A 13,961-nucleotide genomic window follows, 5' to 3' on the forward strand; every position below is an offset into this window, starting at 1 on the left:
CGGTAAACGTGCTGCCCAGGCCGGCGCCGGGACTGGCCGCCGTGGCGCTGCCGCCATGCAACTCGGCCAGGCGCCGCACCAGCGACAGGCCGATGCCCAGCCCGCCCTGGGCGCGGCCCATGTTTTGTCCCACCTGGGTAAACATGTCGAAGACGGTGGCGATCGACTCGGCGGGGATGCCCACGCCGCTGTCTTCCACCTCGATCAAGACCTCGTTGCCGTCGCGTACCGCGCGCAAGGCGATGTGGCCGCCGGCGGGCGTGTACTTGGCGGCATTGTTGAGTAAGTTGCCCAGCACTTGCGCCAGCCGCGTGGGGTCGGCCTCGAGCGGCAACGCCTGCTCGTCGAGCTTCACCTGCAACTGGTGATGGTTCGCTTCGATCAGCGGCATGCTCGTTTCCACGGCGCTGGCGATGATGGTTTTCAAGTCTGCGCGTTCGAGCTTGAGCTCGATCTGGCCCCGCGTGATGCGCGCCACGTCCAGCAAGTCGTTGACCAGGTGCACCATCTGATTGACTTGCCGCTCCATCACGTCGCGCACGCGCGCCACGGTGGCGGGCTTGTCGGCGGCCAGGCGCATGATTTGCAAGCCGTTGCGGATCGGCGCGAGCGGGTTGCGCAGTTCGTGCGCCAGGGTGGCGAGGAATTCCGTCTTGCGCCGGTCCATCTCGGACAGGTTGTCGGCCAGCTGGCGCAGCTGCTGTTCCGAGCGCTTGCGCTCGCTGATGTCGCTGAACAGCACCGTCAGCAGGCGGCTGCCGGGGCCGCCGAGGCGCGCCGCAAAAACTTCGAACCAGCGTTCCATGGCCACGGCTTCGTTTTCGTAGCGCACGGGCTCGCCCGTCTTGACGACCTGGTCGTACAGGTCGAACCAGTGCTGGTCATGGTCGGGCACGAAGCTGCGGATGGTCTTGCCGATGGCATTGTCGAGGCCCGACTGCTTGACGAAGGCGGCGTTGCCTTCCAGGTAGCGGAAGTCCACGGGGCGGCCCTGCTCGTCGTACAGCATTTCAATGACGCAAAAGGCCTGGTCCATCAGCTCGATCAGGGTGCGGTAGCGTTCCTCGCTGCGCCGTAGCGCATCTTCCACCTGTTTCTGGCGCGTGATGTCGAGCAGCACGCCGGGCAATTGCAAGGGGGTGCCATCGGGCGCATATTCCGCGCGGCCCCGCGCGATGACCGAGCGGTACTGGCCATCGCCGGCAGCGACGCGGTAGCTGGCCTCGAACGGCGCGTGCGCGTGCAGCGCCTGGGCAATTTGAGCGCTGACTTGCTCGCGGTCATCGGGATGGATGATGTCCAGGTAGCGCGCCAACGGCGCCGCCGTGGTCGCATCGGCATTGACGGGGAACAGGCGCGCCATATTGCTGTCGGCCGTCACGCGGTCGGCAACGATGTCCCAGTTCCAGGTGGCCACTTCGCCGGCCGCCAGGGTCAGGCGCAGGGTTTCCTCGTTCTGCTTGCTGGCCGTCAGGTCGAGCGAGATGCCGGACAGGGCGATCACATTGCCGGCGCCGTCGCTGGCGCAGGTGCCGCGCATGTGCGCCCAGTGCAGTGCGCCATCTGGCCAGCGCACGCGGATATCGATCTCGAAATCGCTGGCGCTGGCAATGGCTGCATGCACCACCGCTTGCCATTGCTGCAGATCGCCGTCGAGCATGGCACCCGTCAGCTGCGCATAATCGATGTGGCTGTCAGGCGGCAGGCCCAGATTGGCCTTGAACGCATCGGAGCCGGCCATACTGCCGCTGCCCAGGTCGATCTCCCACGTGCCCATGCGGCCACCCTGCATGGCCAGGCGCAGCCGCTGTTCCGTCTGCCGCTGCTGCGTCACGTCGCAATGCGAGCCCAGCCATTCAACGATGCTGCCGTCGGGCGCCAGCACGGGCAGCATGCGCACGAGCATGTTGCGGTAGCTGCCGCTGACGTGGCGCAGCCGGTATTCCGCCTCGAACACGGTCGTCAGATGCGACGGCATGACGTAAGGCAAGTTGCGGTCGTCCGGATGCAGGGCATTGAGCCAGCCGCGGCCCCGCAGTTCGGCTTCCGTCTGGCCCGTGAAGGCGCGCCAGGACGGCTGGTCGGTATCGAACTGGCCGAAGGTTTTCGTGCTCCAGACGATGTCGCAATGGGCGCCCAGCAGCCTATGCGCGGCCTGCGCGGCGGCGGGGGAGGAAATGATGTCGTGGCTGTGCTGGCTCGGTTCTGGCATGGATAAGGTCGGCAATGGTGCGGCGCGCCGCCGCTGCACTGGGATGGGGCAGCACGGCAAGGTCAAGTATGGCGATATTACAGTCAAATACCGGCCGGAGCCTGTCTTGCAGGCAGCATTTCGCCGCCGCGGCGCAATGGCGGCGCCAGGGCCGGAAAATGGGCAAAACAGCAAGCTCCTGAGCGTATTGTGGCTGAATAACCACTAGTCAGGCTTTTATGTTGGTGAATAAATATTTTACATAACAATATTCTTGCAGCGCATAAGCCGCTTGAATTAAATTGGCGCCTTACTTAAAAGTTGGTGTTCATCAGACATCCGAGAGATGCGGCCGGAACCGCTGTCAACTTGAGTGACAGCCAGGACAGAGCCAGTGACGCCGAGAGCGGGGGAACATCCGCTCGCGCTGCTGCACCGTGATGGTGCAAACGATCGTCCAGCGCCGTAGATAACCCGGAGACAGGTTGCAAGAAAGACAGATTTCGCAATTCTTTTTTAAACTTCTGGGAAACCACATGATCAAGATGTCCAAGATGCACAAGCGTTTGTGCGCCAAAAGCGCTGCTATGCTGGCACTGTCCGCTGCCTTGCCTATCGGCTCGGCTTATGCTGATGAAGTCGCTGCTGATACGACCCCTGCCGCCAGCCAGCTGGAAACCGTGACCGTGACGGCACAGCGCCGCAAGGAAAATATCCGCGACGTGCCCGTCTCCGTGTCGCTGCTGCGCGACGAGAAGCTCGACGTGCTCGTGTCCAGCGGCCAGGATATCCGCGTGCTGGCCGGCAAAGTGCCGAGCCTGAACGTGGAATCGTCGAATGGCCGCACCTTCCCCCGCTTCTACATCCGCGGCTATGGCAATACCGACTTCAACATCTTTGCATCGCAACCTGTTTCCCTGATTTACGACGATGTCGTGCAAGAAAATCCCATCCTCAAGGGCTATCCGATTTTCGACGTGGCTGGCGTGGAAGTACTGCGCGGCCCGCAAGGCACCTTATTCGGCCGCAATACGCCGGCCGGCGTGGTCAAGTTCGAATCCGTCAAGCCGAAGCTGGACAAGGTTGAAGGCTATTACAACGTTTCCGCCGCCACGCACAACACGACCAACTTCGACGGCGCCGTCAACGTGCCGCTGAGCAAAGAATGGGCGCTGCGCTTCTCGACCCTGCGCCAGCACCGCGACGATTACGTCGACAACACATTTACGGGCCAGAAAAACGCGCTGGACGGCTACAACGAACATGCTGAACGCGTGCAATTGCTGTACGCACCGAACACCACGTTCAACGCCCTGTTCAATGTGCACCAGCGCAACACCACGGGCAGCGCGCGCGTTTTCTACGCCAACCTGATCAAGCAGGGCACGAACGACATCGTCGACGGTTTCGACCCGAACAAGTCGTTCACGAATGCGCCGAATTTCCAGCGTCTGCGCACCAACGGCGCCAGCGCCCGCCTGAGCTGGGATCTGGACGGCGTCAAGTTGTACTCGATCACCGGCTTTGAACAGGTCGGCAGTTACGTGTCGCATGGCGACATCGACGGCGGCACGCCGACGGGCCCCGGCTTCATTCCTTTCCAGGTTGAAACGGCCGGCGGCATCACCAGCGTGAAACAATACTCGCAGGAATTCCGCGCCGAATCGAAAAATGCCGGTCCGCTGAACTGGCAGGCAGGCGTGTACTACTTCAACGAAGATGCCAACGGTTTCACCGACAACTTCGATACCAGCACGCACGTGCTGACCACGCACCTGGCCAGCCGCCAGAAGAACTCGGCCTGGGCCACGTTCGGTTCCGTCAACTACGCCGTCAACGATGACTTCATGCTGCGCGCCGGTTTGCGCTACACCAAGGACAAGAAGGATTTCAACACGGTGGAAGCGACCAACATCGTGCAGGTCAACCCGACCAGCGCCGATGTCAGCAAAGCCAAGGTCAATTGGGACTTGAGCGGTACCTATAAATACAACAAGGACGTGAACTTCTACGCCCGTATCGCCACTGGTTTCCGCGCGCCAAGTATCGCCCCGGCCAGCACCAGCGTGCCTGTCACCGTGGCCGATGCGGAAACGATTACCTCGTACGAAGCCGGTATCAAGGCCGATTTGTTCAACCGCCGCGCCCGCGTCGCGTTCAGCGTGTATGACTACCAGGTGAAAAACCAGCAACTGACGGTGGTGGGCGGCACGTCGAACATCACGCGCCTGATCAATGCAGCCAAGACGAACGGCCGCGGCGCCGAGCTGGAACTGGAAGGCTTTGTCACGCCGAGCCTGAAGATGTCGCTGGGCGGCAGCTACAACTTCACGGAAATCAAGGACCCGAGCCTGTCGATCGCCACCTGCGCACAAACGCGTTGCACCGTGACGGACCCGCTGACCACCGGCAACCGTGCCATCATCGACGGCAATCCATTGCCGCAAGCGCCGAAGTGGACGATCACCGCCACGGGCCGCTATTCGATCCCGATGGAAAACGGCGAATTCTTCGTCTTCACGGACTGGGCTTACCGCAGCAAGATCAACTTCTTCCTGTACGAGGCAACCGAGTTCACCGGCAAGCCAATGGTCGAAGGCGGCTTGCGCGTGGGTTATACCTGGGATGCCGGCAAGTATGAAGTGGCTGCGTTTGGCCGCAACATCACCGACACCCAGCGTATCACGGGCGCCATCGACTTCAATAACCGCACGGGCTTCATCAATGAGCCGCGTCAATTTGGGGTGCAATTCAAAGGCAACTTCTAAGAACACATAAGCAAACCTGCTGCGCGTCATGATTTGCGGCCTGCGATGCTCACTGTGCTAAAGCACAGCTGCGCTTCTCGGCCGCAACTCACCGCCGCTCGCTACGGTTTTCTTAAGTGTTCGGTTCCAGGCGCCGGCCATGTGCTGGCGCCTGCATTGCTACCCGCCCGGCTCGCGCCGCGGCGGGTTTTTTTATGCGTGCACGGGAAGGCGCGCCAGCCGCTGCGCCCAGGCGGGCACGGCTTGCCGCCAGAAGTCTTCTACGTCGTCGGCGCGCACGTCGAGACCGAGGAAGCGGGCCGCCGGCAGCAGCGCCGACGCCAGCAGTTCGGCCGCATCGATGCCCATATCGAAGGCGAGGGCGCCTGTCTGTTTCGACAGTTTCTCGCCGCTGTCATTGGTGACGACAGGCACGTGCAAGAAGCCGGGATGAGGCAAGCCCAGCACATCCTGCAGATACAGCTGGCGCGGCGTGGAGTCGAGCAAGTCCGCCCCGCGCACCACCTGCGTGACCCCCTGCGCGCCATCGTCGACCAAGACGGCCAGCTGATATGCCCAAAAACCGTCGCCGCGCAGCACGATGAAGTCACCCACTTCGCTGGCAAGGTCTTGCCGCTGCGGACCCGCCCAGCGGTCCGTAAAGCCGTACACGGCTTGCGGCCCCTGCGGCACGCGCAGCCGCCAGGCCCGCGCCGCCTTGCCCGGCGCCAAGCCATGGCGGCAGGTACCCGGATACACGGCGGCGCCAATCTTTGGTCCGCCCGCCTGCAGCACCGAATCCTGAATCTCCTTGCGCGAACAGCCGCACGCATATACAAGGCCATCGTCCTGCAACTGCTTCAGCGCCGCCTCGTACAGCGGCAGCCTGCGGCTCTGCCATGTCGCCTCGCCATCCCAGTGCATGCCGCAGCGCCGCAGGCTGGCCAGGATACCCAGATCGGCGCCCTCGACGTTGCGGTCGTAGTCCAGATCCTCGATACGCAACAGCCACGTGCCCTGATGCACCTTGGCATCGAGATAACTGGCCATGGCGGCAACAAGCGAGCCCATGTGCAGGGGACCGGAGGGGGAGGGGGCGAAGCGGCCAATGTAGGGAGCGGTGGGGGAGTTCGGAGACGGCATGCTGTGAGTGTAGGCGGTGGTGACAGGCACTGATGGTTTATTGCGTAGGATCGGTAGCTTGGCGACAGCGGCAAGTATCGTGCAGGGCGATGGGCAAGTCAAATCCTGGGTTGTTCCAGGTGCTGCCTAATTGATAATCAAGTGTGTAACGTTATCTTCAACATATGAAATTTCTTCATTGCAGTAATGCGGGTCATTCAGCTCTCGGAAATGTAAATCCTTGTCGAATTTCTTCGTTCTGAACTTGTTACTCAGCAGTGCTACAACGCTCCCCTCATCTGGCCAGTTTGAAGAATATATTGCTATCAATGCATTTTCAAAAGAAATTTCATTGTAAAGACAGATTTTTAATCTTCGAGGTAGCTTCTTCAATAAATTCAGCCATTGTATCTCACTTGTTTTTGGGAAAAAAGTATCACTATTTTTTATGGATTCCATTATTCGTTGCTGCACTTTTATCGATTTATCTATATTGATATGTGATTCACAATTATCATTCATTTTCAATCGGATGGGTGATTTTCTGGCTATTTTGTACTGCAAGATTATGCATGATGAGGATGTTTTTATGTCATGTTGTACGATAACGCTTCCCCACGGAAATTGAAATATTATTTCTGATAACCCTTTCATTTTTCCGGGAATGCCAGACTTTCTTTGAATTTTTTTGACTAACGATGATTCACTCACGCCGTTGCCTACAGAATTATTTTCAAAGTAATGCATTATTACGTAATCTATTTCGGGGAAATTTTTTTTTACAATAATCAACTCGACAACGTAATCGCCTACCCATCCATTGATATCAAAAATATACATTCCAGCCCCTGTTGTTGTGGGTTTGGTGTGGAATGTATTGATAATGCTATTTATGAAATCGTTTGCTGGAGTTTTTTTCGATAATGCAATCTCTCCATTGACGAGCAGTAATCCATCAATGAAATCAAAAATATAGCCTGGGATTTCAAATTTTTTCATGCGTAATTTCGAATGATCTATCTTGGTATGAGTTATTGCAATGCTCAATACGGTTCGTAGAGGTAAGTATTGTTTTCATCGCTGAATTGCTAAATATTTTAAAATGTAAAATTTCATTTTAATTTATCTTTGATGGCCTGATTTTCACAATTCCAGGATATTCCAATTGAGGTCATAGCTGATTGAATAGATGCTGAAGCTGAGATGTTGCCCCATGAGAAATTAAATGCAGAAAAAGTTTTTTTTATCTCGTCAGGATGTTTGTTGAATACTTTGGTAAGTAATTTTTCTAGGCGTTTTTTGTCGGCTATTAACTGGTTTTCTGTTATGTTATATCCATATTTTTTTGTGTTTCCTCCATCCCAAGCTAGCCAAACACTCTTCATGCAATAATTTTCGAAAATAAAATTTATGCCAAATTCAAATTCATTCAAACTTCCGCACGTAGATAAATTATGCACGTAAGTGTTTGTTTCATTATTTTCTATTTTAATGTTATTTTCTTTTGAAATTTTAATAAATTCAATTTCATTAAGTGGTGAAATAATGATGTCATCCAATAGGAGATAACCATTTTTTGTATCAAAGGATATTTTTTTCATTTTTTTAAAGAAATTATTTTTCCGGTGTCAATTAAGTTTCTTTTGTCTCTATTTTCTAAAAATAATTGTTGCGCACCCCCTGGTCCAAATTTTGGATTGTTTCTTGATATTCCCTCTGCCATGCAGGTATCTTCTTTTAATACGTAGACATGAAGTTTTGTGCGCATGGGGCGAACCCCTTTATGGTTAGAGTTATCAGCATGTGCGACCTGTACCGCATCGTTGAATTTTCTAGCTTCACCATTTGCTAAGACTGCATCCGCCTTGGAGAAGTAATTTCCCGGTGCAGGTCCATGTGGATATAAAGTAAATAACACGGTTCCCTTTTTCACGACAACATTACTATATGTATCTTGACCTAAATATGGGAAATTAAGAGGTCCTTGCCAGTTTTTTGCTTCACTAGCCGGATCACGACCTGTACATGCATTACAAATCGGATTTTTAGGGCAATTTTTGGCGTTTTTCGCCAGCCCCAATGGATCAATCCACAAGATCGGATTTGGCGCGTATTGATAGCTGTTCAGTCCACCAAGCAAGCCAACTGGATCTTGCGTCACATACCTGGCTATATCCGGATCATAGTACCTATAGCGGTTGTAAAACAGCCCCGTTTCCCCATCTTCATACTGCCCCTGAAACCGCAGCGGCTGCTTGATTTCTCCCTCGACGTGCAGCAAGCGTCCCCATGCCTTGTAGCGTCCGCTCCAGACCACGTTCCCTTGCGCATCCGTCAGTTCGCGCGGCGTGCCCAGGTGGTCGCAGTGGTAGTAGGTGATACGGTCGTGCGCTACCGCGCCGTCGGCTGCCGCCAAGGTATGCTGCCATGCCGAGGCATGCAGCGCTTCACTGTCCGCCTGGTCTTGCGCAATTGCCGCTTGCAGTTCGGCATCGTGCCGGGTGGCGGGTAAATCCCACTGCGCCACGCGTGGCAGATGTACGGCGCTTGCCTGGCGGCAGGCTGGCGAAGCGATCCTGGCCAGCGGCACGAAGCTGTCCGGCTCGTACAGATATGTGACCGTCTCTTCGTGTCCAAGTTCCTGCGCCAGCGTGTCGCCGTCCCAGACGAAGAAGGTGGTGGCAGCGCTCGTGCGGGCGGGCTGGTCTTTGCTGATGTCTTGCTGCTTGCTCCAGCGTGCTTCTTCTACCCGCTTGGCGATGCGACGGCTGAAGGCGTCATAAAAGTAGCGGGCGCGGTGGTGCGACTGGCGCTCCATCCTGGTGGCGTGGCTGAGGCGGTTTTCGGCGTCGTAGTGCAGTTCCAGGTCGCTCCAGGTCGACTCCCTGCCTGGAGGATGGAAGCGCTTGCCGGTGGCGTTGCCTTGCTCGTCGTAATCGTAGTCGGTATCGCCATAGTTGTTCACGACGTTGCCGGGCGCGGGAGCCTTGTCGAGCAGATTGCCTGCGGGGTCGAAGGCGAAGCGTTCTGCCAGGCCCGGCTGCACGGCGGCCAGCAGCTGGCCGACGGGATCGTAGGTATAGCTGAGTTTGCCAAGCGGGCCGACAGCGGTGGCGCCTGTCTGAAAAATGGTTGTCAGGTTGCCTTGCGCATCGTATTCGAAGCGGCGTTCGCGTACGGGGGCGGGTGCGTCGGCGCCGCGCGCCAGGGTCAGCTGGGTGAGCCGCGATTGCGGGTCGTACAGGCGCGTGGCGAGCAGGCCGCTGTTGCCCAGGGTGCGCTGTTTTTCGCGGTGCAGTTTGTCGCGCTCAACATCGACCACGGTCTGGCCTTGCCACAGCACGCCATGCCAGTGGCCGGAACCGTAGCGCAAAGTGTCGATGCGGCGGCCGTTCGGCATGACCGTCTGGATGCGGTTGCCCAGCTCATCATAGGCGTGCGTCATGACGAAACTGGCGTCCGGCGCGCGCGGGACGTTGGGCAGCCTGCCGGCGTCGGGCAGGGATTGCAGGAAATATGCGCTGCGCTCTTCGGTCAGCTGGCCCAGCGCATCGTGGAAGAAACGCTGTTCGGCTTGCGGCGCGGACACGCCCGTCAGCCGCCCCAGCGCATCGTAGGCGTAGCGCACCACGCCATCCGACGTGGTCTTGACTGATAACAAACCGAGCGCGTCGCGCAGCAGTTCCGTGCGTTGCTTGCCGCACTCGGTGGCGCTCAGGTTGCCGGCCTGGTCATAGCTGTATTGCGTGCGCTTGCCGTCGAAGCCCGTCTCCGACGTCAGCCAGCCTTCCGTGTGATACGCGAGCCGGTAGCTTTCGCCCTTGGCGTTGATCAATTCCGTCAGTTGCAGCGCGGCATCGTAGCGGTACTGCACCGTCTGGCCGATGGCGTCCGTGCGTTCCACGGGCAAGCCCTGGCCGTTGTAGCGGTAGCGCGTCTGCTGGCCGGCGCCATCCTCGTGCAAGACCAGATTGCCGTCCGCATCGTAGGCGTACTGTTCCCGGGTTTGATCGGGCGCCGTGAGGCGGATCAGGCGGCCCAGCGCGTCATACTCGTAGCGGGTGGCATGGCCCAGCGCATCGCGCGTCGTTTCCAGCCGTCCCAGCGCATCGTAGGCATATTCGCTGGTGTGGCCGGAGCAATCCGTATAGGCGGTCAGCCAGCCCTGGCGGTTGTACTGAAAATGCTTGCTGCCGCCCCTGGCGTCGACCAGTTCCACCAGCTGGCCGCGCTGGTCGTAGCGGTAGCGCGTGACGTGGCCCAGCGCATCGGTGATGCTGACGGGGCGGCCTGCCGCATCGTATTCGCGGCGTGTGATATTGCCCAGCGCATCCGTGAAGGCGACGGGCTGGTTCTGGCCGTCGTAGTCGATGTTGCTGCTGTGCCCCTTGGCATCGGTGCTGCGGGTCAGGTTGCCGGCCGCATCGTAGGCGTAGCGCGTGGCGGCGCCGTTGGCGTCGATATCGGCCAGCAGCATGCCATCGCGGTCCCATTCGCGCCGGCCCAGCGAGGCTGCCTTGCCGTCGGTGACGCGGCGCACTTCGGTGACCAGCCAGTTGGCGTCGAATGTGTATTCGAGGACGCCGCCGTTTTCCGTGACGCGGCTCGTGTCGTTGTCCACGTAATCGATGCGCGTGTGCTCGCTGCCATCCCGGGCGCGCGTGGCGATGGCGCGCGCCTGGTAGCTGTTGGCCAAGCTAACGGGATGGCGCTGCGCCAGTTCCTGTGCGCTCAATGGCGAGCCGCGCCAGCGGGCGCGCAGCGCGTCCAGGCTGATCCATTCCAGCTCGTACGTAAAACCCGTGTAGCTGCTGCACGACGTGAGCAGGTGGTGACGATAGCTGTAGCGGCGCGTGTCGCCCAAGGCATTCGACTGGCTGACCAGGTTGTAGCGGGGCGCGAAGGGCGGCTGGCTACCGTCCGTTTCGCTGGCATAGACGTAGCGGACATGGCAGAGCCGGCTGCCGTCCGCCAGCACTTCGTCAACCCGGCCGATGCTGCAGGACAGTTCTGTCTCGCCGCGCATGGCTTCGAGCACGCTGCCATCGTCGCTGCGCAGGCGCAGCAGTACTTCGCCCGGTTTGGCCTCCATGAAGCGGTCGATGCTGATGCCGCGTCCATCGCGCCCTTCGCTGCGCACGAGCGCAAAACGCTGCGTGGCAATCGGCGCGGACGGGGCCAGCATGGCGTTGACGCCGTCGTAGCCGTGCGGCAGCCAGCCGCCTTCAGCGCGCGCGTAGCGGTCGCTGCTGCCGTCGCGCCACAGCACGGTAAAGGAGTCGGCGCCGTCGCGCTTCAGCGTAAAACCTTCCTTGCGGCTATCGTGCTGCTGGCCCGCTTCCAGGCCAGGCAGGCGCAGGGCGCGGCCGCTGTCGTCGTGCAACACGATGCCGGCGTCGCTCAGCGACAGGCTGGTGGTGTAGGGCGTGGACCAGCGCGCGCCCAGCAAGCCCCAGTCTTCGCATTCGGCGCCGGAGCGGTAGCAGCGCGTCCAGGTGATGGGGATGCTGCGCTCGAGCGCGAAATCCGTCTGGTACAGGATTTCCTGGCCCGTACCGAAATGCACGGGCTTGCGGCCCTTGACGGGTTTTTTCGCGGGGCCGCTATCTTTCGGGCAGCAGTCGGAGGGCGGCTCCGATTTCGGTTCTTTCTTGCCACGGCTCTTGCCGTCGTCGCCGCCGTTTTTCGGGGGCGGTTTGTCGAATTTTTGGGGCGGCTTGTCCGGTTTCTTGCCGACCAGCTTGTCCTTGACCTTGTTGATCGTCGGCGCCGCCTTTTTGCCCAGGAACTTGCTCAGTATTTTTCCGCCTGGAACCTTGCTGAATACTGCCGCCTGCAATACGTTGCCGGCGATATTCATGCCGATGTCCGCGGCGGTATTGAGCAAGTCAGGTGTCTTGCCTGTCAATATGTAATCGGCCGCCTGGTCTAGCACCGTGGCAGAGGCTTCCAGTGCCGTTCCACTGGCAACGGTCGCCGTGCCGGCAACGGCGCCTGCTGCCGCCCCCGCTTCCATCGCGGCGGCAACGGGGGCGCCCACTCCCGTTGCCGCCACGCCAACGCCAGCCACGCCAAGCACGGCGCTGCCTGTCAGGACGGTCCCGCCCGCGTCCACCAGGTCTTCGGCGGCGTCATGCATTTTCTTCGAACCATGATCCTTGTAATCGTGTGCCGCCTCCCGTATCGCCGCCTTCAGGTCCTTGAGCACGGGCTTGGCCGCCTCCGCGCCCCGCTCATAAATCTTGCCCACGGTATTGCGCGAATTCATCCATACTTCGCGCCCCATCTGCACCAGGCTGGCGCCGTTGGCGCGATGGATGGGGCTGGCGACCTTGGTGTCGACCTGCTTGCCGACGGTGCCGCTCTTGATGCCGCCCGCCTTGCCGGCCGCGTCTCCCTTGACGGTGGGAATGGTGCTGCGCTGGTGCAGGATGACGGGTTCGCTGTGCGACTTGACGTTGGGCGAGGCGTTCTGCGCTTCCGAGAATTCACCGATGATGCTGTAGGGAATAGGCGGCGTGCTGGAGCCGACGGGCGTCTTGCAAATGTCGGGGCTGAGGCTGACGCAATAGAAGCGCGAGGCTTTGGTGACGGTTTCATTCGTCATCGTCTTTACCTTGTTCGGCCGCCTTGCCCAGTGCTTCCTGGGCCTGTTCCAGCAGTGCTATCCGTGCGATCTGCGCCGGCTCCATCACGTGCAGCAGGCGCGACTCTACCTGGCCCGCGTCGGCCGGCACGATGGCGCGCCACACCAGTTCCACGCTGGCCGCCTCAGGGTCGATCAGCACCGTATCGATGGCCAGGCGCCAGACGAGCAACTGGTCGTTCTTGTCCGCCAGCAGCAGGCACAGTACTTGTTGCGGCAAGGCGAAGCGCAGCACGGTGTTGCCGCGCGGGTCGATGCGGGCCGACGGATGGTCGTGGCGGCACAGATTGGTCAGCGTAAATTGTTCCAGTCCCGCCAGGTGCGGGCATTGCTGGTCGGGCGGCGTGCTGTTCCAGTACGCGAAATCGAAGTCTTCCGGTAACAAGGGGACTTCGTCGGCACCCCATGTGTCTTTTTCCACGATGTGTCCGGCCAGTGCGCGGCGCGGCAGCCAGCCACGGCCGATAACGGCCAGCCCCGCCGGCGCGGGCAGCTCTTTGCCGCCCGCGCCTTGCCAGAACTGGGCGGCCGTACATGGCTGCGACGGCTGCGTGATGCGCGGTGCTGGCACCTCATTGATCTGTTTCGCATCCAGGTACCAGTGCCGCGCAAAGCCGCGCCCCAGCGGATTGGCCTGGCAGGTATCATGCTTCGCCGCGTTGCAGTCGTCGGCCTCGATGCGGCATTGCCCGCCATACGCATAGGCATAGTGCAGCGGCAATTGCAGGAACGGTTCCGGCGTGGACAAGTGCCACGGATTGGGCCGAAGCAAGCCCGCCGTGGCGACGCGGGCGCAGCCTTGCGCCAGGCGGGTGAGGATGCTTTTCTTGCGGAAGGCGCGCTCGCCGCACACCTGCAAGGTCTTGTCGATCAGGGTCTTCTTTTTTGACTGTACTTTCAAATTGACGAGAAATTGCGGCATCGCCTGCCCGCGCGGCGCGTGCGCCACGCCATTGACGATCAGGTCGCAGCGCGGCTTGTAGGGCGCGAAGTCGCTCTCCTGCACGGTGCCCGCCTGCGTGTCGTCGTGCAGGTGCCGGTCTTCGGTGGCCAGCGGCGACTGGCGCGCCATGGGCAGCAGGCTGGCCACGCCGTCCGCGCCGCAGGGGCCGAGCGTGTAGCCCATGCGCGCCACCACTACGTGAAAGGCTGCGCCAAACTGGTCGACCATGTCGAACTGGCTGGCCGCGTGCGGCGTGCGGTTGTCGAACAGCAGGTTGGGAACGTTGAAATGGGCGGTGCCGGCGTCGTTCAT

The 13,961-nt window shown here is 59.7% G+C and carries 8 protein-coding genes; 2 read left to right on the plus strand and 6 right to left on the minus strand.

Annotation, left to right across the window (positions count from 1 at the left end; all coding sequences use genetic code 11):
* Nucleotides 1-2,212, minus strand: a 2,212-nt coding sequence (locus JAB8_RS03640; RefSeq protein ID WP_139142929.1) for a PAS domain-containing protein, incomplete at its 3' end; no start/stop codon positions are given.
* On the opposite strand from JAB8_RS03640, the gene JAB8_RS03645 reads away from it, so the two are divergent.
* A complete protein-coding gene (locus JAB8_RS03645) occupies nucleotides 2,211-2,420 on the plus strand; it encodes a hypothetical protein (RefSeq protein WP_070218162.1) in 210 nt (69 codons plus the stop codon). The two genes, JAB8_RS03640 and JAB8_RS03645, sit on opposite strands and share 2 nt — an antisense overlap.
* 307 nt (nucleotides 2,421-2,727) lie before the next feature.
* Complete coding sequence (locus tag JAB8_RS03650; RefSeq protein WP_070288569.1) at nucleotides 2,728-4,959, plus strand: TonB-dependent receptor; 2,232 nt, start codon at nucleotides 2,728-2,730, stop codon at nucleotides 4,957-4,959.
* 192 nt (nucleotides 4,960-5,151) lie between these two features.
* Here the strand turns inward: JAB8_RS03650 and gluQRS are convergent, their stop codons facing one another.
* The 5 genes from gluQRS to JAB8_RS03665 form a co-directional block, all read right to left on the minus strand.
* Nucleotides 5,152-6,081, minus strand: coding sequence for a tRNA glutamyl-Q(34) synthetase GluQRS (gene gluQRS, locus JAB8_RS03655; protein WP_070288570.1), 930 nt, complete (start codon nucleotides 6,079-6,081; stop codon nucleotides 5,152-5,154).
* Nucleotides 6,082-6,207: 126 nt separating this feature from the next.
* A complete protein-coding gene (locus JAB8_RS28820; protein WP_139142930.1) occupies nucleotides 6,208-7,059 on the minus strand; it encodes a hypothetical protein in 852 nt (283 codons plus the stop codon).
* Nucleotides 7,060-7,172: 113 nt separating this feature from the next.
* Complete coding sequence (locus JAB8_RS28825) at nucleotides 7,173-7,661, minus strand: hypothetical protein (RefSeq protein ID WP_139142931.1); 489 nt, start codon at nucleotides 7,659-7,661, stop codon at nucleotides 7,173-7,175.
* Nucleotides 7,658-12,667, minus strand: coding sequence for an RHS repeat-associated core domain-containing protein (locus JAB8_RS03660; protein ID WP_070288571.1), 5,010 nt, complete (start codon nucleotides 12,665-12,667; stop codon nucleotides 7,658-7,660). Before JAB8_RS03660 ends, JAB8_RS28825 begins: the two co-directional genes overlap by 4 nt.
* A complete protein-coding gene (locus JAB8_RS03665; protein ID WP_070288572.1) occupies nucleotides 12,657-13,961 on the minus strand; it encodes a DUF2169 domain-containing protein in 1,305 nt (434 codons plus the stop codon). Before JAB8_RS03665 ends, JAB8_RS03660 begins: the two co-directional genes overlap by 11 nt.

The organism is Janthinobacterium sp. HH106 (genome assembly GCF_001758725.1).
Lineage (GTDB): Bacteria > Pseudomonadota > Gammaproteobacteria > Burkholderiales > Burkholderiaceae_D > Janthinobacterium.

What these genes read in the sequence shown, in the direction of transcription:
- JAB8_RS03645 (WP_070218162.1), top strand. Translation starts at nt 2,211, where the DNA reads ATGGATAAGGTCGGCAATGGTGCGGCGCGCCGCCGCTGCACTGGGATG.
- JAB8_RS03650 (WP_070288569.1), top strand. Translation starts at nt 2,728, where the DNA reads ATGATCAAGATGTCCAAGATGCACAAGCGTTTGTGCGCCAAAAGCGCT.
- gluQRS (WP_070288570.1), bottom strand. Translation starts at nt 6,081, where the DNA reads ATGCCGTCTCCGAACTCCCCCACCGCTCCCTACATTGGCCGCTTCGCC.
- JAB8_RS28820 (WP_139142930.1), bottom strand. Translation starts at nt 7,059, where the DNA reads ATGAAAAAATTTGAAATCCCAGGCTATATTTTTGATTTCATTGATGGA.
- JAB8_RS28825 (WP_139142931.1), bottom strand. Translation starts at nt 7,661, where the DNA reads ATGAAAAAAATATCCTTTGATACAAAAAATGGTTATCTCCTATTGGAT.
- JAB8_RS03660 (WP_070288571.1), bottom strand. Translation starts at nt 12,667, where the DNA reads ATGACGAATGAAACCGTCACCAAAGCCTCGCGCTTCTATTGCGTCAGC.
- JAB8_RS03665 (WP_070288572.1), bottom strand. Translation starts at nt 13,961, where the DNA reads ATGAACGACGCCGGCACCGCCCATTTCAACGTTCCCAACCTGCTGTTC.